The sequence below is a fragment of the Streptomyces sp. NPDC050738 genome (assembly GCF_040654175.1).
Taxonomy (GTDB): domain Bacteria; phylum Actinomycetota; class Actinomycetes; order Streptomycetales; family Streptomycetaceae; genus Streptomyces.
This window is the reverse complement of sequence record NZ_JBFAHN010000006.1, coordinates 76,310-97,327: the sequence shown is the minus strand read 5'-3', so window position 1 is coordinate 97,327 and position 21,018 is coordinate 76,310. Positions and strand designations below refer to the sequence as shown.

12 protein-coding genes are annotated in these 21,018 nt (G+C 70.5%); 5 read left to right on the top strand and 7 right to left on the bottom strand.

The window, feature by feature from the left end:
* Positions 1-14: 14 nt before the first annotated feature.
* Positions 15-1,478 carry an argininosuccinate synthase gene (argG, locus tag AB0H78_RS17280; RefSeq protein ID WP_363235241.1) on the bottom strand — a complete coding sequence of 488 codons (1,464 nt, stop codon included), beginning with the start codon at positions 1,476-1,478 and terminating at the stop codon, positions 15-17.
* Between the two features lie 65 nt (positions 1,479-1,543).
* Positions 1,544-2,152 (bottom strand): TetR/AcrR family transcriptional regulator, encoded by a 609-nt coding sequence (locus AB0H78_RS17275; protein WP_363235240.1) that lies wholly within the window; start codon positions 2,150-2,152, stop codon positions 1,544-1,546.
* Positions 2,153-2,244: 92 nt separating this feature from the next.
* On the opposite strand from AB0H78_RS17275, the gene AB0H78_RS17270 reads away from it, so the two are divergent.
* Together AB0H78_RS17270 and AB0H78_RS17265 are read left to right on the top strand one after the other, a co-directional pair.
* Complete coding sequence (locus AB0H78_RS17270; protein ID WP_363235239.1) at positions 2,245-3,861, top strand: MFS transporter; 1,617 nt, start codon at positions 2,245-2,247, stop codon at positions 3,859-3,861.
* A 250-nt stretch (positions 3,862-4,111) separates the two neighbouring features.
* Positions 4,112-6,340, top strand: coding sequence for a helicase (locus AB0H78_RS17265; RefSeq protein WP_363235637.1), 2,229 nt, complete (start codon positions 4,112-4,114; stop codon positions 6,338-6,340).
* Here the strand turns inward: AB0H78_RS17265 and glgB are convergent.
* The 5 genes from glgB to AB0H78_RS17240 all read right to left on the bottom strand — a co-directional run bounded on the left by glgB (position 6,327) and on the right by AB0H78_RS17240 (position 15,428).
* A complete protein-coding gene (gene glgB, locus AB0H78_RS17260; RefSeq protein ID WP_363235635.1) occupies positions 6,327-8,537 on the bottom strand; it encodes a 1,4-alpha-glucan branching enzyme in 2,211 nt (736 codons plus the stop codon). The two genes, AB0H78_RS17265 and glgB, sit on opposite strands and share 14 nt — an antisense overlap.
* Positions 8,538-8,767: 230 nt before the next feature.
* Positions 8,768-10,087, bottom strand: coding sequence for a phosphotransferase (locus AB0H78_RS17255; protein WP_363235634.1), 1,320 nt, complete (start codon positions 10,085-10,087; stop codon positions 8,768-8,770).
* A 211-nt stretch (positions 10,088-10,298) separates the two neighbouring features.
* Positions 10,299-12,005: a maltose alpha-D-glucosyltransferase gene (gene treS, locus AB0H78_RS17250; protein WP_363235238.1), complete on the bottom strand. Its 1,707-nt coding sequence runs from the start codon at positions 12,003-12,005 to the stop codon at positions 10,299-10,301.
* A complete protein-coding gene (locus tag AB0H78_RS17245; protein WP_363235237.1) occupies positions 12,002-13,993 on the bottom strand; it encodes an alpha-1,4-glucan--maltose-1-phosphate maltosyltransferase in 1,992 nt (663 codons plus the stop codon). The genes treS and AB0H78_RS17245 overlap by 4 nt, the downstream gene beginning before the upstream one ends.
* 220 nt (positions 13,994-14,213) lie before the next feature.
* On the bottom strand, positions 14,214-15,428 hold the full coding sequence (locus AB0H78_RS17240; RefSeq protein ID WP_363235236.1) for a S8 family peptidase: 1,215 nt from the start codon (positions 15,426-15,428) through the stop codon (positions 14,214-14,216).
* Between the two features lie 316 nt (positions 15,429-15,744).
* Here AB0H78_RS17240 and AB0H78_RS17235 point away from each other — a divergent pair, with 316 nt between their 5' ends.
* The 3 genes from AB0H78_RS17235 (at position 15,745) to glgP (ending at position 20,881) form a co-directional block, all read left to right on the top strand.
* Entirely contained in the window at positions 15,745-16,857 is a 1,113-nt protein-coding gene (locus AB0H78_RS17235; protein ID WP_363235235.1) for an ABC transporter substrate-binding protein, read from the top strand.
* A gap of 114 nt (positions 16,858-16,971) precedes the next feature.
* Complete coding sequence (locus AB0H78_RS17230) at positions 16,972-18,138, top strand: alpha-hydroxy-acid oxidizing protein (protein ID WP_363235234.1); 1,167 nt, start codon at positions 16,972-16,974, stop codon at positions 18,136-18,138.
* A gap of 112 nt (positions 18,139-18,250) precedes the next feature.
* Complete coding sequence (gene glgP, locus AB0H78_RS17225; RefSeq protein ID WP_363235233.1) at positions 18,251-20,881, top strand: alpha-glucan family phosphorylase; 2,631 nt, start codon at positions 18,251-18,253, stop codon at positions 20,879-20,881.
* Positions 20,882-21,018 lie beyond the last annotated feature (137 nt).

The following is a 21,018-nucleotide window of genomic DNA, read 5'->3' as shown; positions in this document are numbered from 1 at the left end:
TTCCCGGTGCCTGCCTAGTCCGTGCCGAACTCCATTGCGGCGCGGTCCAGCATGGCTTCCTCGTCGGGGGCCGTGCCGCGCGAGGCGATGGCCTCGGCGCCGCCCTCCGACAGGGTGCCGATCAGCCCGGTCGCGGCCGCCTGGGCGGCGCCGATGGCGGGGTGGGCGGAGTCGGCGGTGTTGCCGCTGCCGATCAGGCCGAGGCTCGCGTACTGCTCCAGCTTGGCGCGCGAGTCGGCGATGTCGAGGTTGCGCATGGTGAGCTGGCCGATCCGGTCCACCGGGCCGAACGCGGAGTCCTCGGTGCGCTCCATGGACAGCTTGTCCGGGTGGTAGCTGAACGCCGGTCCGGTCGTGTCGAGGATCGAGTAGTCCTCGCCGCGCCGCAGCCGCAGCGTCACCTCGCCGGTGACGGCCGCGCCGACCCAGCGCTGCAGCGACTCGCGGATCATCAGGGCCTGCGGGTCCAGCCAGCGGCCCTCGTACATGAGACGGCCGAGGCGCCGGCCCTCGGAGTGGTACTGGGCGAGGGTGTCCTCGTTGTGGATGGCGTTGACGAGACGCTCGTACGCGGCGTGCAGCAGGGCCATGCCGGGAGCCTCGTAGATCCCGCGGCTCTTGGCCTCGATGATCCGGTTCTCGATCTGGTCGGACATGCCCATGCCGTGGCGGCCGCCGATGGCGTTGGCCTCCATGACGAGGTCGACGGCCGAGGAGAACTCCTTGCCGTTGATCGTCACGGGGCGGCCCTGGTCGAAGCCGATCGTGACGTCCTCGGTCTCGATCTCGACCGAGGGGTCCCAGAACTTCACGCCCATGATCGGCTCGACGCTCTCGACACCGGTGTTGAGGTGCTCGAGGGTCTTGGCCTCGTGGGTGGCGCCCCAGATGTTGGCGTCGGTGGAGTACGCCTTCTCCGCGCTGTCCCGGTAGGGCAGTTCGTGGGCGACCAGCCACTCCGACATCTCCTGGCGGCCGCCGAGCTCGGCGACGAAGCCCGCGTCGAGCCAGGGCTTGTAGATGCGCAGGTGCGGGTTGGCGAGCAGGCCGTAGCGGTAGAACCGCTCGATGTCGTTGCCCTTGTACGTCGAGCCGTCGCCCCAGATCTGGACGTTGTCCTCGAGCATCGCCCGCACGAGGAGCGTGCCCGTGACGGCGCGGCCCAGCGGCGTGGTGTTGAAGTACGCACGCCCGCCCGAGCGGATGTGGAACGCCCCGCAGGTGAGCGCGGCCAGGCCTTCCTCGACCAGCGCGGCGCGGCAGTCGACCAGGCGCGCGATCTCGGCGCCGTAGGCCTTCGCACGGCCGGGCACCGACGCGATGTCGGGCTCGTCGTACTGGCCGATGTCGGCGGTGTAGGTGCACGGGACGGCACCCTTGTCGCGCATCCAGGCGACGGCGACAGAGGTGTCGAGACCGCCGGAGAAGGCAATGCCGACGCGCTCGCCGGAGGGCAGGGAGGTGAGGACCTTGGACATAGGAAGAGTATGCATCCCAATGCATTTTCATGCAAGGCGGGAGGTGGGGCCCATCGGGAAGTCCGTCATGCGCGCATCGCATTCGCGATGACGGCGGCCGCTCGGGCCGGCGGGACGCCCGCCGTGGTGAGGGCCGTGTGGGCGGCCGCCGCCGCAGCTTCCTCCGGCGGGAGGGCGCCGTCGTTGACCGCGTCCATCAGGCCGAACATCGCCTGCTCGTGTACGTACGCGAGCGCCGCGACCGGCAGTGGGGAGCTGAACACGCCCTCGTCCAGGCCGCGTTGGAGCAGGTCGGTGAGGTCCTGGCGGACCGGGGCGAGCCGCTGCCTGATGCCCTCCACGGTGATGCTGCGCTGCGCGAGGGCGACCAGCAGGCGGTAGCGGTCGGCGATCTCCCAGGCTGCGAGGGTGGCGCGGGCCAGCTCGTCGGCCGCGTCGCCTTCGGCTCCGTCGCGGCCTGTGGAGCGTGCCTCGATGAGGGCGGCCGCCGCGTTGTCGGCGAGGGCGGCGATCAGGATGTCGCGGCTGGGGAAGTGGCCGTAGACCGTGCGGCGGACCACGCCGGCCGCGCGCGCGATCTGGTCCATCGAGGCGTCCGGGTCGTGCAGCAGCTCGGTGAGCGCCACGTCCAGGATGCGGCGGCGGTTGGCGTCTGCGCGTACGGAAGAAGTCACCTCCTCATTTTGCACAGGGGCGTGCATCGGCGTAACTTGCACAGCAGTGTGTAATTGCACAGCAGTGTGCAAGTCGATGGGAGGCGGCAGGGATGGCGTTGTGGCAGAAGCAGCCGGTGGATGAGATGGAGCAGCCGTACGCACGGCGCTGGTGGGCGCTGGGGGTGCTCTGCCTGAGTCTGCTGATCATCGTCATGGCGAACACCGCGCTGACGGTCGCGGCCCCCGACATGACCAAGGACCTGGGGCTGAGCAGCTCGGACCTGCAGTGGGTCATCGACGGCTACACGGTTCCGTACGCCGCGCTGATGCTGCTGCTCGGCGCGATCGGCGACAAGTACAGCCGCCGGGGCGCGCTCGTCCTCGGGCTCGTCGTCTTCGGGGGCGGCGCGGTCGCCGGGTCCCTCGTCGGGAGCGCGGGCGGAGTCATCGCCGCGCGCGCAGTGATGGGCGTCGGCGCGGCGATGATCATGCCCGCCACGCTCTCGCTGCTCGCCGCGAGCTTCCCGCGCGCCGAACGCGCCAAGGCGATCGTGCTCTGGACGGCGACGGCAGGACTCGCCATCGCGGCCGGCCCGCTGGTCGCGGGCGCGCTCCTCGAGAACCACGGGTGGGCGTCGACGTTCCTCATCAATGTGCCGATCGCCGCGCTCGCGATCATCGGGGCGTTCGTCCTCGTACCGCCGTCGAAGGCGCACGGTCACGGGCGTATCGACTACGCGGGCGGGCTGCTGTCCGTGGTGTGGATCGGCGCGCTCGTCTACATGATCATCCAGGGCCCGCACTTCGGCTGGGACGCGAAGGCGCTCGGCGCCGCGGTGGTCGCCGGGGTGGGGCTCGTGGCCTTCGTGGTGTGGGAACTGCGGTGCGCGCGCCCGCTGTTGGACGTGCGCCGGTACCTCGACCGGGGCTTCGCCGGGTCCAACCTCGCCGTCGCGCTCTTCTTCCTGGCCGTCTTCGGGGCCTTCTACTACCTCACGCAGCACCTGCAGTTTGTGCTCGGCTACACACCGCTGGAGACGGGCGTACGGATGCTGCCGCTCGCCGGTGCGGTCTTTGTCGGGTCGGCGCTGACCGGGATTCTGACGCCTCGGCTCGGCATGAAGGTCACCGTCACGGCGGGGATGGTCGCCGGAACCGCCGCCCTGGCACTGCTCACGCAGGTCGACGCCTCGTCCACGTACACCGCCTTCGTGGCACCTCTCGCCATCCTCGGTCTGGCGATCGGGCTCGCGCTCTCGCCCTGCACGGACGCGATCATGGGCGCCTTCCCGGAGTCCGAACTGGGCGTCGGCGGCGCGGTCAACGACACCTCACTGGAGCTCGGGGGCTCACTGGGGATCGCGATCCTGGGCTCCGTGCTGGCCGGTTCGTACTCCTCGCATCTCGCGGACAGCGTGGGCACCAAGCTGCCTGCCGATGCGCTGGGCACGGCCCAGGACTCGGTCGGTGCGGGGCTCGCCGTGGCACAGAAGGTCGGGGAGCAGGCCGGCCCGCAGCAGGCGCAGGCGCTGGTACAGGCGGTGAACGGCGCCTTCTCGGACGCGGTCGCCCACACCAGCCTGATCGGCGCGGTGATCCTGGGTGCGGGGACCCTGCTGGTGGCGGTACTGCTGCCGGGGCGGCGGGGCCCGGCATCCGGCGTGGGGTCTGCTGCCGGACCGGGGAACACGGCGCCGGAACAGGAGCCCGCGGAAGCCCGGCTCTGAGCGGGCAGGCCGGCGGCCCCTGGACTCCGGGTCGGCCGCCGCCCCAACGGCCCTTGACCGGGTCGCCGCCGAGCACCGCGGGACGGGACACCGGGCACAGAGAAATCCCCGGACGGGAATTGCCGTCCGGGGATTTCTCAGCGTATATTGGGGAGTTCTGTGTGCCCACAGAAAAGGCCCCTCAAGGGGGGCCGATAAGAGGAACACTACCTGGCAGGGAGCGAATTTGTCAACCCGAGCGAATGCCGAATTGCGGAACGAGCAGGAATTCATCGACCGGCTCTACGCTCGCGTCGACGAGCTGCGCGGCCTCGCCGCCGACTCTGTCCAGGACGCGCTGGTGCCGGTGGGGACCGGGCAGCAGGCCCGTCTTGAGCGGGATCTGCTGCTGGTGGAACGGTCGGGGCTGGTCGTTGCGCTGAATTCGGTGGAGGGGTCGCTGTGCTTCGGGCGTATTGATCTCGCGGAGAACGACGTCACACATCACATCGGGCGCATCGGTATTCGCGCCGATGACATCGAACGCACTCCAGTGCTGATCGACTGGCGTGCTGCTGTGGCCCGGCCCTTCTATCTCGCCACCGGACACACGCCGATGGGTCTGCGCCGGCGCCGACACCTCACTCTCGACGGCCGCACCGTCACCGAGCTGCACGACGAGCTGCTGGATGTGGGGGACTCCGAGCGCACCGGGTACGAGGACCCGACCGGCGACGCCGTGCTGCTCGCCGCCCTCAACTCGGCCCGCACCGGCCGCATGGGCGACATCGTGCAGACCATCCAGGCCGAGCAGGACCGCATCATCCGCGCCCCGTACCAGGGCGTGCGGGTGGTCGAAGGCGGTCCCGGCACCGGCAAGACCGCGGTCGCGCTGCACCGTGCCGCTTTCCTGCTGTACGAGCACCGCGAGCTTCTCGCCAAGCGGGCCGTGCTGATCGTCGGACCGAACCCCGCGTTTCTGCGGTACATCGGCGAGGTGCTGCCCGGGCTCGGCGAGACGGGCGTCCTGCTCGCCACCGTCGGCGAGCTGTTCCCCGGCGTGCACGCGACCGGCGTCGACACCCCGCGCGCCGCTGCCGTCAAGGGCGGCGAGGCCATGGCCGAGGCGCTGGCGCTGACCGTACGCGACCGGCAGCAACTGCCCGAACCCGGCGCTCCGTTGGTGATCCCGCACGACGACGGCGACCTGGTCATCGACTGGACGATCGCCTACGCGGCCCGCGAGGCGGCCCGCGAGACCGCGCTGCCGCACAACCTCGCCCGGCCGTACTTCGTCTTCCACGTCATCGACGCGCTGACCGCCCAGCTCACCGAGCGCATCGGCGCCGATCCCTTCGGCGGGCCCAATCTGCTGGGGCCCGACGACATCGCCCAGCTCGGCAAGGCTGTCGCGGGCAATGCCGAAGTGCACTCCGCCGTACAGGAGTTGTGGCCCGAACTCGCGGCCGAGGACCTGGTGGCGGACTTCCTCGCCGACCCCGTGCGGGTCGCGGAGGAGGACGCCGGCGCGATCCGGCGTACGGGAGGGGAATGGACCGTCGCCGACGTGCCGCTCCTCGACGAGGCCGCCGAGCTGCTCGGGGTCGACGACAGCGCCCGGCGGGCCGCAGCGGAGGCCGCCCGGCAGGAGCGGATCGCCTACGCCCAGGGCGTGCTGGACCTGTCGCGTGGCTCCGAGAGCTATGAGTTCGAGGACGAGGAGGAGTCCGAGGTCCTTGCCGCGCACGACATCGTCGACGCCGACCGCGTCGCCGACTGGTACGAGGAGGACGACCACCGCAGCGCCGCCGAGCGGGCCGCCGCCGACCGGACCTGGGCGTTCGGGCACATCATCGTCGACGAGGCGCAGGAGCTGTCGCCGATGGCGTGGCGGCTGCTGATGCGGCGCTCGCCGACGCGCTCGATGACGCTGGTCGGGGACCCCGCGCAGACCGCCGAGGAGGCGGGTGTCGGGTCGTGGGAGAAGATCCTCGCGCCGTACGTCGCCGACCGCTGGACGCACACCAGGCTCGGGGTCAACTACCGTACGCCGTCCGAGATCATGGACGTCGCGGCGGCCGTGCTGCGGGCCGAGCACCCCGGATTCGAGCCGCCGTCGTCCGTGCGGTCGACCGGGGTGCGCCCCTGGGTGCGCGGTGCCGACGACGTCGTGGAGGCGGTCGCCAAGGCCGCCGCCGAGGAGACCCCCACCGAGGGCCGGCTCGCGGTGATCGCGCCGCGACGGCTGCACGAGGCACTGGCCGCGCGGCTGCCCGGGGTGGTGGCAGGCGCCGAACCGGACCTCGAACAGCATCTGGTGCTGCTCGATCCCCGGCAGGCCAAGGGGCTCGAGTTCGACCGGGTCATCGTCGTCGAGCCGGCCGAGTACGGCACGAGCGATCTGTACGTGGCGCTCACACGGGCCACGCAGACGCTCGGGATCATCCATGGAGGGGATGCCCTGCCCGAGCCTCTGCGGGCCGCGCTCACACCGGCCTGAGCCAGACCGTCGACAGGGGCGGCAGCGTGAGCTGAATGCTGGAGGGGCGGCCGTGGTACGGCACCGACTCCGGCTTCAGCGGCTCCGGGTTGCGTACGTCGCTGCCGCCGTAGCGCAGACCGTCGGTGTTGAGGACCTCCTGCCAGGCGGAGATCCCCTCGTGCCCCGATATCTCCGTGGGGACGCCCAGGCGGTACTCGTGGCGTACCACCGGGGAGAAGTGGGAGACCGCGAGGAGGGGTGTGCCGGCGTTGTCGTAGCGGAGGAAGGCGAAGACGTTGTCCTCCGCGGCGTCGCCCTCCACCCAGGCGAAGCCCGCCGGGTCGGTGTCGCGCTGCCAGAGCGCGGGCGTCGCGGTGTAGGTGGTGTTGAGGTCGCGGACCAGGTCGCGTACGCCGCGGTGGTCGGGCTCCGCGGAGTAGGAGGGGTCCAGGAGCCACCAGTCGGGGCCGTGGGCCTCCGACCACTCCGCACCCTGGGCGAACTCCTGGCCCATGAAGAGGAGTTGCTTGCCGGGGTGGGCCCACATGAAGCCCAGGTAGGCGCGGTGGGTCGCGCGCTGCTGCCACCAGTCGCCGGGGAGTTTGGAGACGAGGGAGCGTTTGCCGTGGACGACCTCGTCGTGCGAGATCGGCAGGACATAGTTCTCGGAGTAGGCGTAGACCATCGAGAACGTCATCTCGTTGTGGTGGAACTTGCGGTGCACCGGCTCGTGGGAGACGTATCCGAGGGAGTCGTGCATCCAGCCCATGTTCCATTTCAGGCCGAAGCCCAGGCCTCCGAAGCCTCCGGGGCCCGTGTGGTGGGTGGCGCGGGTCACGCCGTCCCAGGCCGTCGACTCCTCGGCGATCGTCACCACGCCGGGGTTGCGGCGGTAGACGGTGGCGTTCATCTCCTGGAGGAAGCCGACCGCGTCGAGGTTCTCGCGGCCGCCGTGTTCGTTGGGGGTCCACTCGCCGTGTTCGCGTGAGTAGTCGAGGTACAGCATGGAGGCGACCGCGTCGACGCGCAGGCCGTCGATGTGGAACTCCTCGCACCAGTAAGTGGCGTTGGCCACAAGGAAGTTGCGTACCTCGGTACGGCCGTAGTCGAACTCCAGGGTGCCCCAGTCGGGGTGGGCGGCGCGGGCCGGGTCCTCGTGTTCGTAGAGGGGGCGGCCGTCGAACTCCGCGAGGGCCCAGTCGTCGCGCGGGAAGTGCGCGGGGACCCAGTCCATCAGGACGCCGATGCCGGCGCGGTGCAGGGCGTCGATCAGGAACCGGAAGTCGTCGGGGGTGCCCATCCGGGAGGTGGGGGCGTAGAAACCGGTGACCTGGTAGCCCCAGGAGCCGCCGAAGGGGTGCTCGGCGACCGGCATCAGTTCTACGTGGGTGAAGTTCAAGTCGGTCAGGTACGGGGGGAGTTGGGCTGCCAGCTGGCGGTAGGTGAGGCCCGGGCGCCAGGAGGGGAGGTGGATCTCGTAGACCGAGAAGGGTGCCTCGTGGACCGGGCGGTCGGCGCGGTGCGCGAGCCAGTCGGCGTCCTGCCAGACGTGGTGCGAGTCGGTGACGATCGAGGCGTTGTCGGGGGGAACCTCGGCGCGGCGGGCCATCGGGTCGGCGCGCATGGTGTGGCTGCCGTCGGGGCGGGTGATGTCGAACTTGTAGCGCTCGCCCTCGCCCACGCCGGGGAGGAAGACCTCCCAGATGCCGGTGGAGCCGAGGGACCGGAGGGGGAAGCCGGTGGAATCCCAGTAGTTGAAGTCGCCTGCGAGGCGGACTCCGCGTGCGTTGGGCGCCCAGACCGTGAACCGGGTGCCGGTCACCGACTGGTGGGTCATGGGGTGCGCGCCGAGCGCCTTCCAGAGCTCCTCGTGCCGGCCCTCGCCGATCAGGTGCAGGTCGAGGTCGCCGAGGGTGGGGAGGAAGCGGTACGGGTCCTGGACCTCGCGGGGTGCCACGTCGTCGGCGTCGTCGTTCTCGTACGTCACCTGGAGCGTGTACTCGGGGACGGTGCGGAGCGGGAGCAGGCCGGAGAAGAAGCCGTCGCCGTCGTGGTGGAGTCCGGCGCGGATGCCTGCGGCGAGGACGGTGACCGTGCGGGCGTAAGGGCGCAGTACGCGGAAGGCCACGCCGGTGGGGGTGGGGTGTGCGCCCAGGACCGCGTGGGGTTCGTGGTGTTCGCCGGCGAGGAGGCGGGCCCGTTCGGCCGGGGGCAGGGGTGCGGGGCGGACGCCGGGGGGCTGGGGGGCGGGGTCGCCTGCTTCGGGGGCGCTGCCCCCGGGCTCCCGCTGCTCGATCAGCGCAGGAGCCTGGTCCGGCTGCTGTGGAGCACTCGCCGCAGGTTGGGGTGCCGCGGGGGCTTGGTCCGGCTGCTGTGGAGCCTTCGCGGTCGGCTCGGGTGCCGGGGCGGGGTGGTTTCGGCTCGGCTTGGACGGCTTGCGCGGGCTCACTGGGTGGGCCTCCTCGGGGAGCGGGGTGTTGCCAGGCGCTGGATCGCTGCCATGGGGACCGGCAGCCAGTCGGGGCGGTGGCGGGCCTCGTAGAGGACCTCGTACACCGCCTTGTCCGTCTCGTACGCCCGCAGCAGTTCGGGCTCGGCGCGCGGGTCGGAGCCGGCGAGGGCGGCGTATCCCTCGCAGTACGCGGTGCGGCAGCCCGCCGCCCAGTCGGGGGACCAGGGGCGGTGGGAGCGCGCGGCGTAGTCGAAGGAGCGGAGCATCCCGGCGACGTCGCGGGTGATCGGCTGGGGGCGGGTGCGCTCCGTGAGGGGGCGGGCCGGTTCGCCCTCGAAGTCGATCAGGGACCATGCGCCGTCGGCTTTGGCGCGGAGTGCCTGGCCCAGGTGGAGGTCGCCGTGGACGCGTTGCGCCTGCCAGGTGCGGCCCGACTGGCCGAGCGCCGCGACCGCGTCGAAGGCGGCGCGCAGGCCCGGTACGTACGGGACGAGCGCGGGCACGGCCTGCGCGGTCTCCTCCAGGCGGCGGATCATGTCCGTCGCGAGGTGGTCGGTCTGCTGCTTGCGCAGCGTCTGGGTGGGCAGGGCGGTCGCAAGTGCCGCGTGGATCTCGGCGGTTGCCCGGCCGAGGTCGTACGCCGCGCTGCGGAAATCCTGGCCGTCGGCGAGTGCGTGCAGGGCGAGCTGCCAGCCGTCGTCGGAGCCGCGAAGGAAGGGCTGCAGCACGCCGAGGGTGGCGGGTTCACCGTCGAGCATCCCCTCGAACCAGGCCACCGGCGCGGGGACGCGTCCGCACCCCGTGCGGGTGAGCGCCCACGGCAGTTCCAGGTCGGGATTGACGCCTGCGTGCACGCGCCGGAAGAGCTTGAGGATGTACGCGTTGCCGTACACCAGCGAGGAGTTGGACTGTTCCGCGCCGAGCGGTCGCGGGGTGAGTCCGGGCGTGGGGAGTGTCGCGTCGGGGTCACGGTCGAAGCGCAGGGTGCCCAGGGTGCCGGGGGTGCGGAGCCGTTCCAGGAGCAGGCCGGCCAGGCGCGGATCGAGGAGGGCGTCGTACGCGGTGAGCCCCGCCAGGGGGCCTTCGGTGACATGGCCGATGAGGGCGGAGGCGAGGTGCGGGGGGAGATTGGCCCGCAGGCCTATGAGCAACTGGTAGCAGTCGGCGCCGGGTTCGCTGCGTATGAGGAGGTGGAGCAGGCCCGCGGCGCCGCCGGGCGGCAGCAGGCCGGTCGCCGAGACCAGGGCGAAGTCGTCGACCGCGCGGCCCTTGCCCGCGAACCAGCGCTGCCGGGGCAGCCACTGCCGGAGCATCGGGGCCAGGGATATGAGCGGGTCGGGTGGGACGGCGGTGGCGCGTGCGTCGCGTACGTCGTGTGCGTCGTGGGCGTCCCTCCAGATCGATGCTGTCCAGATGGAGGATGCAGCCTTGGACATGGATCGCATCACGTCCTTTCCCGCGGGTGGGTTCGGAGTGCCCAGGGCGGGACGGCGGAAACCGTCCCGTCCGTGACGCAACGTCAACTCAGCCCAGCACGGCGTCCTTTCGGAGCCGGAACCAGTAGAAGCCATGACCTGCCAGGGTCAGGAGGTACGGCAGCTCGCCGATGGCGGGGAAGCGCACCCCGCCGATCAGCTCCACCGGATGGCGGCCGGTGAAGGTCTGCAGATCGAGCTCCGTCGGCTGTGCGAACCGCGAGAAGTTGTGCACGCACAGGACCAGATCGTCCTTGTACTCGCGGAGGAAGGCGAGGACCGCGGGGTTGGAGGAGGGGAGTTCCGTATACGAACCCAGCCCGAAGGCAGGGTTCTGTTTGCGGATCTCGATCATCCGCCGCGTCCAGTGCAGCAGCGAGGCCGGGGATGCCATCGAGGCCTCGACGTTGGTGACCTGGTAACCGTAGACCGGATCCATGATCGTCGGGAGGAACAGCCGCCCCGGATCGCAGGAGGAGAAACCGGCGTTGCGGTCCGGGGTCCACTGCATCGGGGTGCGCACGGCGTCCCGGTCGCCCAGCCAGATGTTGTCGCCCATGCCGATCTCGTCCCCGTAATAGAGGATCGGAGAGCCGGGGAGGGAGAGCAGCAGGGCCGTGAACAGCTCGATCTGGTTGCGGTCGTTGTCCAGGAGGGGCGCCAGGCGCCGCCGGATGCCGATGTTGGCCCGCATCCGGGGATCCTTGGCGTACTCCGCGTACATGTAGTCGCGCTCTTCGTCCGTGACCATTTCGAGGGTGAGCTCGTCGTGGTTGCGCAGGAAGATGCCCCACTGTGCGTTGGCGGGGATGGCCGGGGTCTTGGCGAGGATCTCCGAGACGGGGTAGCGCGATTCACGGCGTACGGCCATGAAGATGCGCGGCATCACCGGGAAGTGGAACGCCATGTGGCATTCGTCGCCGCCGCTCTTGAAGTCGCCGAAGTAGTCGACGACGTCCTCCGGCCACTGGTTCGCCTCGGCGAGCAGCACCGTGTCCGGATAGCTCGCGTCGATCTCGGCGCGCACCCGCTTCATGAACTGGTGCGTCGCGGGCAGGTTCTCGCAGTTGGTGCCCTCGACCTGGTAGAGGTACGGGACCGCGTCGAGGCGGAAGCCGTCGATGCCCAGGTCGAGCCAGAAGCGCAGGGCGGAGATGATCTCCTCCTGGACCGTCGGGTTCTCGTAGTTGAGATCCGGCTGGTGGGAGAAGAAGCGGTGCCAGTAGTACTGCTTGCGCACCGGGTCGAAGGTCCAGTTGGAGGTCTCGGTGTCGACGAAGATGATGCGGGCGTCCTGGAACTGCTTGTCGTCGTCGGCCCAGACGTAGTAGTCGCCGTACGGTCCCTCCGGATCCTTCCGCGACTCCTGGAACCACTCGTGCTGATCGCTCGTGTGGTTCATGACGAAGTCGATGATGACGCGCATGCCGCGCTGGTGGGCTGCGTCCACGAACTCGACGAAGTCGGCGAGGTCGCCGAACTCGGGGAGTACGGACGTGTAGTCCGAGACGTCGTAACCCCCGTCGCGCAGCGGCGACTTGAAGAACGGGGGCAGCCAGAGGCAGTCGACGCCCAGCCACTGGAGATAGTCCAGTTTGGCGGTGATGCCCTTGAGGTCGCCGACGCCGTCCCCGTTGGAGTCCTGGAAGGAACGCACCAGGACCTCGTAGAAGACGGCACGCTTGAACCAGTCGGGATCGCGGTCCTTGGCCGGGGTGTCCTCGAAGGTGTCGTGGACGGGCTCGTTTACGATCATGTTGTGGGTGACCCTCCGATCGGCGGGGACGGTCGCAGGACGCAGATGTGCGCGGGCGTGACGCCCGGCTCTAGGCGCACATAGTTGGCCCTGCCCCAGTGGTAGGTCTCGCCGGTGAGCTCGTCGCGCACCGGGACGGACTCGTGCCAGTGCAGGCCGAGTTCCGGCATGTCCAACGAGACCGTGGCCTCCTGGGTGTGGTGAGGATCGAGGTTGGCGACCACCACAACGGTGTTCGATCCCGACCGTTTCGAGTAGGCGATCACCGCGTCGTTGTCGGTGTGGTGGAAGTGGATGTCGCGGAGCTGCTGAAGGGCGGGGTGGCGCCTTCGTGCGTCGTTCAGCGCGGTGATGAGGGGGGCGATGGTGCGGCCCTCGCGTTCGGCCAAGGCCCAGTCCCTGGGCCGCAGTTGGTACTTCTCCGAGTGTAGATATTCCTCGCTGCCCGCGCGGGCGGGAGCGTTCTCGCACAGTTCGTATCCCGCGTAGACGCCCCACGACGGAGCCAGCGTCGCGGCGAGGACGGCCCGCACCTCGAAGGCGGGGCGGCCGCCGTCCTGGAGGTAACCGTGCAGGATGTCAGGGGTGTTGACGAAGAAGTTGGGGCGCATGTACGAGGCGGCCTCGCCCGAGAGTTCGGTCAGGTACTCGGTGAGCTCCTCCTTCGTGTTCCGCCAGGTGAAATACGTGTACGACTGCTGAAAGCCGATGCGGCCGAGCGTGTGCATCATGGCGGGCCGGGTGAAGGCCTCGGCGAGGAAGACGACGCCGGGATCGTCCCTGTTGATCTCTGCGATGACCCGTTCCCAGAAGACGACCGGCTTGGTGTGGGGGTTGTCGACGCGGAAGATACGCACGCCGTGTTCCCTCCACAGATGCAGGATGCGTACGGTCTCCGCGACGAGTCCGTCCATGTCCTGGTCGAACGCGACCGGATAGATGTCCTGGTACTTCTTCGGCGGATTCTCCGCGTACGCGATCGAACCGTCGGAGCGGTGGTGGAACCAGTCCGGGTGCTTGTCCACCCACGGGTGGTCGGGCGAGCACTGGAGCGCGAAGTCGAGGGCGATCTCCATGCCCAAGTCCGCTGCGGTGGCGACGAATTGATCGAAGTCGTCGAAGGTCCCGAGATCGGGATGGATGGCGTCATGGCCGCCCTCCGGTGACCCGATCGCCCACGGGACGCCGACGTCGTGCGGCCCGGCGGAGAGGGAGTTGTCGGGCCCCTTCCTGAAGGTGGTCCCGATCGGGTGGACGGGCGGCAGATAGACGACGTCGAAACCCATGGCTGCGACGGCGGGAAGACGTTCCGCCGCCGTACGGAACGTGCCGCTGACCGGGGGTTTCCCTTCCTCGACGACGGCACCCTCGGAGCGCGGGAAGAACTCGTACCAGGCGCCGTAGAGCGCCCGCTTGCGCTCGACGAGCAGGCTCAACGGCTCGCTGGAGCTGACCAGTTCACGGAGCGGATGGCGGTGGAGCGCGTCGAGCACCTCGGGTGCGTGGACGGCTGCGAGCCGGGCGGCGGCGGACATGGTGTCGTCGCGCAGGGCTTCGGCGGCGGCCAGCACCGCTGCCCGACGCCCCTTCTTCTTCGGAACGCCGGCGGCTGCGCGTTCGTACAGCTCCGCACCCTCGGCGAGCACCAGCGCCGTGTCGATCCCGGCGGGGATCTTGATGTGGGCGGTGTGCAGCCAGGTGGCGACGGGATCGCCCCAGCCCTCGACGGCGTACGTCCACATCCCCTCGGCGGTGGGCGTGACCTCGGCCCCCCACCGGTCGGTCCCCGGCGCCAGCTCCCGCATCGGCGTCCAGGGTCCGGCCCGTCCGGCGGGATCTCGCAGCACCGCATTGGCGGCGACGGCGTCGTGCCCGTCCCGGAAGACGGTCGCGGTGATCTGGAAGGACTCACCGGTCACCGCCTTCGCGGGACGTCTGCCGTGGTCGACGAGCGGGTGTACGTCCAGGACGGGTATGCGACCGATCACAAGTGACCACCTTGGGGTGGGGTGGGAAACGTGCGGTGGGGTGCGCTTCGGGGGCGAGTACCGGGAGAGCCTTCCCCCACACATCGGGGGGTCAATCCGGGCACTTGGTTAAGTACTCGCGCGTAACGCAACTGGCAAGTGCCAAACGAGCCCCGGGCGCGCCGATGCCGCCGCCGGCCGGGACTCCGGGCGGCGGCGGCATCGGCATCCTGTGCTGCGCCTACGGGTTGTTCACCTGGAGCAGCAGGTCGGGCGAGCCCGGGCCCGCGCCGGTGATCCGCCCCCGTGAGGCCTTGTCCTTCAGCGCCTTCGACACATCCGCAGGGGTCGCCCAGGCGTTGTCCGCCAGATAGAGCGCGGCCGCGCCCGCCGCGTGCGGGGACGCCATCGAGGTGCCGGAGATGGTGTTCCTGGCCGTGTCCCCGGTGTTCCAGGCGGAGGTGATGCCGACGCCCGGTGCGTACAGGTCGACGCGCTTTCCCCAGTTGGAGAAGGAGGCCTGGGCGTCGCCCCGGTCCGTCGCACCGACCGTGATCGCCTGCCTGACCCGGGCGGGGGAGTAGAGCGACGCGGGCATCGCGTCGTTCCCGGCGGCGATGGTGTACGTCACCCCGGATGCGATGGAATTGCGTACGGCCGCGTCCAGTTGGGCGTTGGCGAAGCCGCCCAGGCTGAGGTTGGCGACGGCCGGCCGGTGCGCGTTGCGGGTGACCCAGTCGATGCCCGCGATGACCTGGGCGGTGGTGCCCGACCCCTGGGCGTCGAGGACGCGGACGGCCACGACGTCGGCGTCCTTCGCGACGCCGTACGTGGTGCCGGCGATGGTCGCCGCCACGTGGGTGCCGTGGCCGTTGCCGTCCTGCGCGACGGCATCGTCGTCGACGAAGTCCCATCCGCTGGACGCCCGACCGCCGAAGTCCTGGTGGGAGGTGCGGATCCCGGTGTCGATGACGTACGCGGTGACGCCCGCGCCCGCACTCTCCGGCCAGGTGTAGGAAGCGTCCAGGGGAAGGTCCTCCTGGTCGATGCGGTCCAGCCCCCAGGAGGGCGGATTCCGCTGGTTGTGGTCGAGGGTGACGGTGGTGTCCTGGACGACGGATGCGACGCGGGGGTCGGCGGCCAGGCGCTTGGCCTCGCCCGAACCGGCCTTCACCGCATAGCCGTTGAGCGCGGTGCTGTAGGTATGGCTTATTTCCGCCCCGTACGTCGCCGCGAGATTCCTGCCCGCGGCGGACGGCGCCTTGATCCCCCCTGTCCCGGCCTTGAGCGTGACGATGTAACTGCCGCCGACGGCACCGGGCGCCCCGGCGCCGACGATGCGCCCTTCGGGCGGGGCGGCATGGGCGGGCAGCGTGACGGCCGAGAGCGCCGCCGCGGTGGTGACGGCGGCCAGGACCCCTGCCAGCTGCAGCCGGCGGATACGCGGAAGTGTCATGTGCTGAGTTCCCCTCCTCAACTCGGGTCTCGCCCCGTGCAGTTGACGCCGGTGATGCACCGGGTCCCCCAGGACTGCGGCGGGCGGCCACTTGGCAGCTTCGCGTCTGGTGTGAAGTGCCACAAGACCGCACGAGGGGGCGGAATCGGCCATATCGCCCGTGGCGGTCATGTGAGGGTTGCGGCGATTTTCGGTCGGGTTGGGGCGGGTTGGGGTCGACGGTCCAGCTTCTCGGGGACGCCGACCACTTCGCCGTACCGCGAAAGGCGCGGCCTAGGCTGTGGCCCGGATCGCCGACCCAGAGAGACCTCAGCGCATGAACGCGACACCTTCGAGCCTTGAAGCAGAACGCCCTGCCGAATCAGCCGTCCGGATCGGAGCGCTCGTTCCGCTGACTCCACCCGGCTGGGTCGGGGCCGGGCGGCACCTGCTCGCCGGGATCCAGCTCGCCGTCGATGAAGTCAACGACTCCGGCGGGGTGGGCGGGCTGCCGCTCGAGCTGGTGGTCCGGGACACCGCTGCTGATCCGCAGAAGGCTGCGGCGGCCGTGGACGAACTGGCCGGCCTGGGCGTCGCCGCCGTGGTCGGGGAGTATCACAGTGTCGTCGCTCGCGCCGCTGCCGCCAGGGCCGACGAGCTCGGGCTGCCGTTCCTCTGCTCGTCGGCGGTGCTCGACGCGCTGACGGAGAAGCCGACGGACCGGGTCGCTCGCCTTGCGCCGGCCCAGTCGCACGGCTGGCAGATCTACGCGGACTTCCTTCTCGGCGCGGGGCACAGCCGTATCGCCGTGGCGACCGAGCCCAGTGTGTACTGGGCGTCGGGGACCCGCATTCTCCGGGAGTACCTCGCGCTGCGAGGCGGCACCTTGGCCGAACTCGACGCGCGTTCGCTCGACCCCTCGGGCGTGTGCGACGCACTCGTCGAGAGCCGCGCGACAGCCCTCCTTCTGCTGACCGGCTTCCCGGAGCCCGCCGTGTCGATCGTCCGGGCTGTCCGCCGCGACCCCCGCCTCGGCGAGGTCCTGGTCGGTGCACCCGCAGGGCAGCCGGAGTTCGCCGAGTGGGCGGCCTTGCTGGGCGATGAGGGTGCCGGGGTGCCGTTCCTGCGCTACCTGCCGGAGCGCCTCGGCTCGCTCGGCGTACGAGTCGCGGAGGCTCTGCGCGAACGGCTGGCCGAAGCGCCCTCCTTCGTCGCGTTCGAGGGCTACGACGCGGTGATGGTCCTCGCCCGGGTGCTGCGTTCCGAGGGCTCGGACCGGACGCGCATCGCCGAAGCCTGGCCGCGCGTCGCGGTCGAAGGTACCCGCGGGCAGATCCGCTTCTCCCGGACGCCCGGCATCAACGTGTGGCAGTGGGCCTGGGCGCCGGCCCAAGTGGCGGATCGGGACCCGGACAGCGTTGATCGCTTCCGAATCCTCCACACCGCCTGAGCGCCGCTCGGCGAGGGCATCCCTGAAATCCACGGGCAGCTGGCCCCGGGGTAGCGTCGGGCCGCCGTCACCTGCAGCTGTGCGCGGCCCGGATCCCTGCGGAGAGGCTGGACCATGACATCGTCGTTCGGTTCGTATCAGGACGAGATCTATCTCAACGGGCTCGGCGGGATCGTGCCCCGGTATCCGCTGAATCACGGTGAGTTGGAGGCCGCCGCCCACGCCGCCATGCCTGCCTCCGTACGGTCCTATGTGGCCGGTGGCGCCGGGGACGAGCGCACGCAGCGGGCCAATGTCGAGGCCTTTGAGCGGTGGGGGCTCGTGCCGCGCATGTTCGTGGGGGCCGCTCAGCGCGATCTGGGTGTCGAGGTGTTCGGGATGGATCTTCCCTCGCCCTTGTTCATGGCTCCCATCGGGGTCCTCGGGATCTGCGCGCAGGACGGGCACGGGGATCTGGCCACCGCGCGCGCCGCCGCCCTGACCGGCGTTCCCATGGTCGCCTCGACGCTGTCGTCCGATCCCATGGAGGACGTCGCCGCCGCGCTCGGGTCGACGCCCGGCGTCTTTCAGCTCTATACGCCCACCGATCGTGAGCTCGCCGAGAGCCTCGTGCGGCGCACCGAGAAGTCCGGGTTCAAGGCCATCGTCGTCACCCTCGACACCTGGGTGACCGGGTGGCGGCCCCGGGATCTGGCCACCGCCAACTTCCCTCAGCTGCGCGGGCATTGTCTGGCCAACTACACGAGTGACCCGGTCTTCCGCGCCCAGCTCGCCCGCGAGCCCGAGGAGGACATGGGCGCCGCGATCCTGAAGTGGACGCAGATCTTCGGCAATCCGCTCACCTGGGACGATCTGCCCTGGCTGCGGTCCCTCACCTCCCTGCCGCTGATCGTCAAGGGGCTCTGTCACCCCGAGGACGTGCGGCGGGCCAAGGACGGCGGCGTGGACGGGATCTACTGCTCCAACCACGGCGGTCGGCAGGCCAATGGGGGGCTGCCCGCCCTCGACTGTCTGCCTGATGTGGTCGCCGCCGCCGACGGACTTCCGGTGCTCTTCGACTCCGGGATCCGCAGCGGCGCCGACGTCGTGAAGGCCCTTGCCATGGGCGCCACTGCCGTGGGGATCGGGCGGCCCTACGCCTACGGGCTCGCCCTGGGAGGCGCGGACGGCGTCGCCCACGTCCTGCGGTCCGTTCTCGCCGAGGCCGACCTGATCATGGCCGTCGACGGATATCCCACCCTCGCCGACCTCAACGCCGACGCCCTGCGGCGCGTGGGCTGACCCGGCGCACCGGCAGCGCACGCCGGGGCCGGCGGTTGCGCCGTGGTTGTGACGGGCGGCGGGGACTACCTTCGGAGGTGTTCTGTACCTCGCTTGCGAAGGTGGAGCACGCATGAAGGCGATTCGTCGATTCACCGTACGGCCCGTCCTCCCCGAACCCCTGCGCCCGCTCAGCGACTTGGCGCGGAATCTGCGCTGGTCCTGGCATACCGAGACCCGTGATCTCTTCCAGGCCGTCGACCCCGACGGGTGGCAGGCGGCGGAAGGGGACCCGGTGCGGCTGCTCGGGTCCGTATCGGCAGGGCGCCTTGCCGAGCTGGCGCAGGACCGGCGCTTCCTGCGCCGGCTGAGCGCCGCCGCCGATGATCTGCAGGACTATCTGGGCGGCAGCAGGTGGTACCAGGCGCAGACCGGTGAACTGCCCGCCGCAGTCGCTTACTTCTCACCCGAGTTCGGGGTGACCGCGGCCCTTCCGCAGTACTCGGGCGGGCTCGGGATTCTGGCCGGGGACCATCTGAAGGCGGCCAGCGACCTCGGTGTGCCGCTGGTGGGTGTCGGGCTGCTCTACCGGCACGGGTACTTCCGGCAGTCGCTGTCCCGGGACGGCTGGCAGCAGGAGCAGTACCCGATCCTGGACCCCAACGAGCTGCCCGTCAGCCTGCTGCGCGAGGCGGACGGGGTGCCCAGCCAGGTCGTCCTCGCCCTGCCGGGAGGGCGCTCCCTGCGGGCGCACATCTGGGTGGCGCACGTCGGGCGCGTACCGCTGCTGATGCTCGACTCCGACGTCGAGGAGAACGGAGCCGGGGAGCGCGACGTCACCGACCGGCTGTACGGGGGCGGCAGCGAACACCGGCTGCTGCAGGAGATGTTGCTCGGCATCGGGGGCGTGCGGGCGGTGCGGACGTACTGCCGGCTCACCGGTCACCCCGACCCCGAGGTGTTCCACACCAATGAGGGGCACGCCGGGTTCCTCGGCCTGGAGCGGATCCGCGAGCTGTCCGTGGGGGAGGGGCTCGACTTCGACGCCGGTCTCGAGGCCGTACGGGCCGGGACCGTCTTCACCACGCACACCCCCGTCCCCGCCGGGATCGACCGCTTCGACCGCGAGCTCGTCGCCCATCACCTGGGTGACGAGGGCGAGTTGCCGGGTGTCGACGTGGAGCGGATCCTCCAGCTGGGGATGGAGACGTATCCCGGCGGCGAACCCAATCTCTTCAACATGGCCGTGATGGGCCTGCGTCTCGCCCAGCGCGCCAACGGGGTCTCCACCCTGCACGGCGCGGTCAGCCGGGAGATGTTCGCCGGGCTGTGGCCGGGATTCGACCCGGACGAGGTGCCGATCACATCCGTGACCAATGGGGTGCACGCCCCGACCTGGGTCGCACCCGAAGTCTTCCGGCTCGGCGCCCGGCAGATCGGCGTGGGGCGTACGGAAGATGCACTCTCCGTCGGGGGCTCCGAGCGCTGGGACGCCGTCGCCGAGATCGCCGACACGGAGATCTGGGACCTGCGGCGGGTGCTGCGCGAGCAGCTGGTCCACGAAGTACGGTCCCGGCTGCGCGCTTCCTGGCGACACCGCGGCGCGTCCGAGGCCGAACTGGGCTGGGTGGACGGGGTGTTGGACCCGGATGTGCTGACCATCGGCTTCGCGCGGCGCGTCCCCTCGTACAAGCGGCTCACCCTCATGCTGCGGGACCGCGACCGGCTCATGGAGCTGCTGCTCCATCCGACCAGGCCGATCCAGATCGTCGTCGCGGGCAAGGCGCATCCGGCCGACGACGGGGGCAAGCGGCTCGTTCAGGAGTTGGTGCGGTTCGCGGACGATCCGCGGGTGCGCCACCGCATCGTCTTCCTCCCGGACTACGGGATGGCGATGGCCGAGCGGCTCTATCCAGGGTGCGACGTCTGGCTCAACAACCCGCTGCGCCCGCTGGAGGCGTGCGGCACCAGCGGGATGAAGGCCGCGCTCAACGGATGCCTGAATCTCTCCGTCCTGGACGGGTGGTGGGACGAGTGGTTCGAGCCCGACTTCGGGTGGGCCATCCCGACCGCCGACGGCGCGGGCACGGAGGAGGACCGGCGCGACGACCTCGAATCCGCCGCGCTCTACGAGCTGATCGAGGAGCGCGTCGCCCCGCGCTTCTACGACCGGGGGCACGGCGGCCTGCCCGACCGCTGGATCGAAATGGTCCGCCGTACGCTCGTCACGCTCGGCCCGAAAGTCCTGGCCGGGCGGATGGTGCGGGAGTACGTGGAGCGCCTCTACGCACCGGCCGCGCACGCCCACCGGGCCCTGGACCCCAACACCGCAAGGGAGTTGGCGGAGTGGAAGGGGCGGGTGCGCGCCGCCTGGCCCTATGTCGGCGTCGACCATGTGGAGGCGCTCGCCGCGACCGCCGTCAACGGCACCGCCGAGCTCGGCTCCACGCTCTCGCTGCGGGTGCGCGCGGCGCTGGGCAATCTGCAGCCCGACGACGTCGAGGTGCAGGCGGTCTCAGGGCGGGTCGACACCCAGGACCGGATCGCCGACGCGCAGACCTACCCGCTCAAGCCGGTCGGCGGCCCTGACTCCGAGGGGCGCTGGGTGTACGAGGGGCCGCTCGCCCTGGACCGTACGGGCCCGTACGGCTACACGGTCCGCATCCTGCCCTCCCACCGCCTGCTCGCCACGAGCGCGGACCTCGGTCTGGTGGCGCTGCCGACCGAGGCGACGGGGGAGGGTGCGGGTGTGCTGATGCGCTGACGGGTGGTCGTCATGTTGGGGCCCGGTGCCGGGGACGGCACCGGGCCCCTTCGCTTCCTGGCCCCTTCGTTTCATGAACGTATCTCTTGACGCGTTCATGAAATCCCTCTAGTTTCCACACGCACGATCGAGTTCAG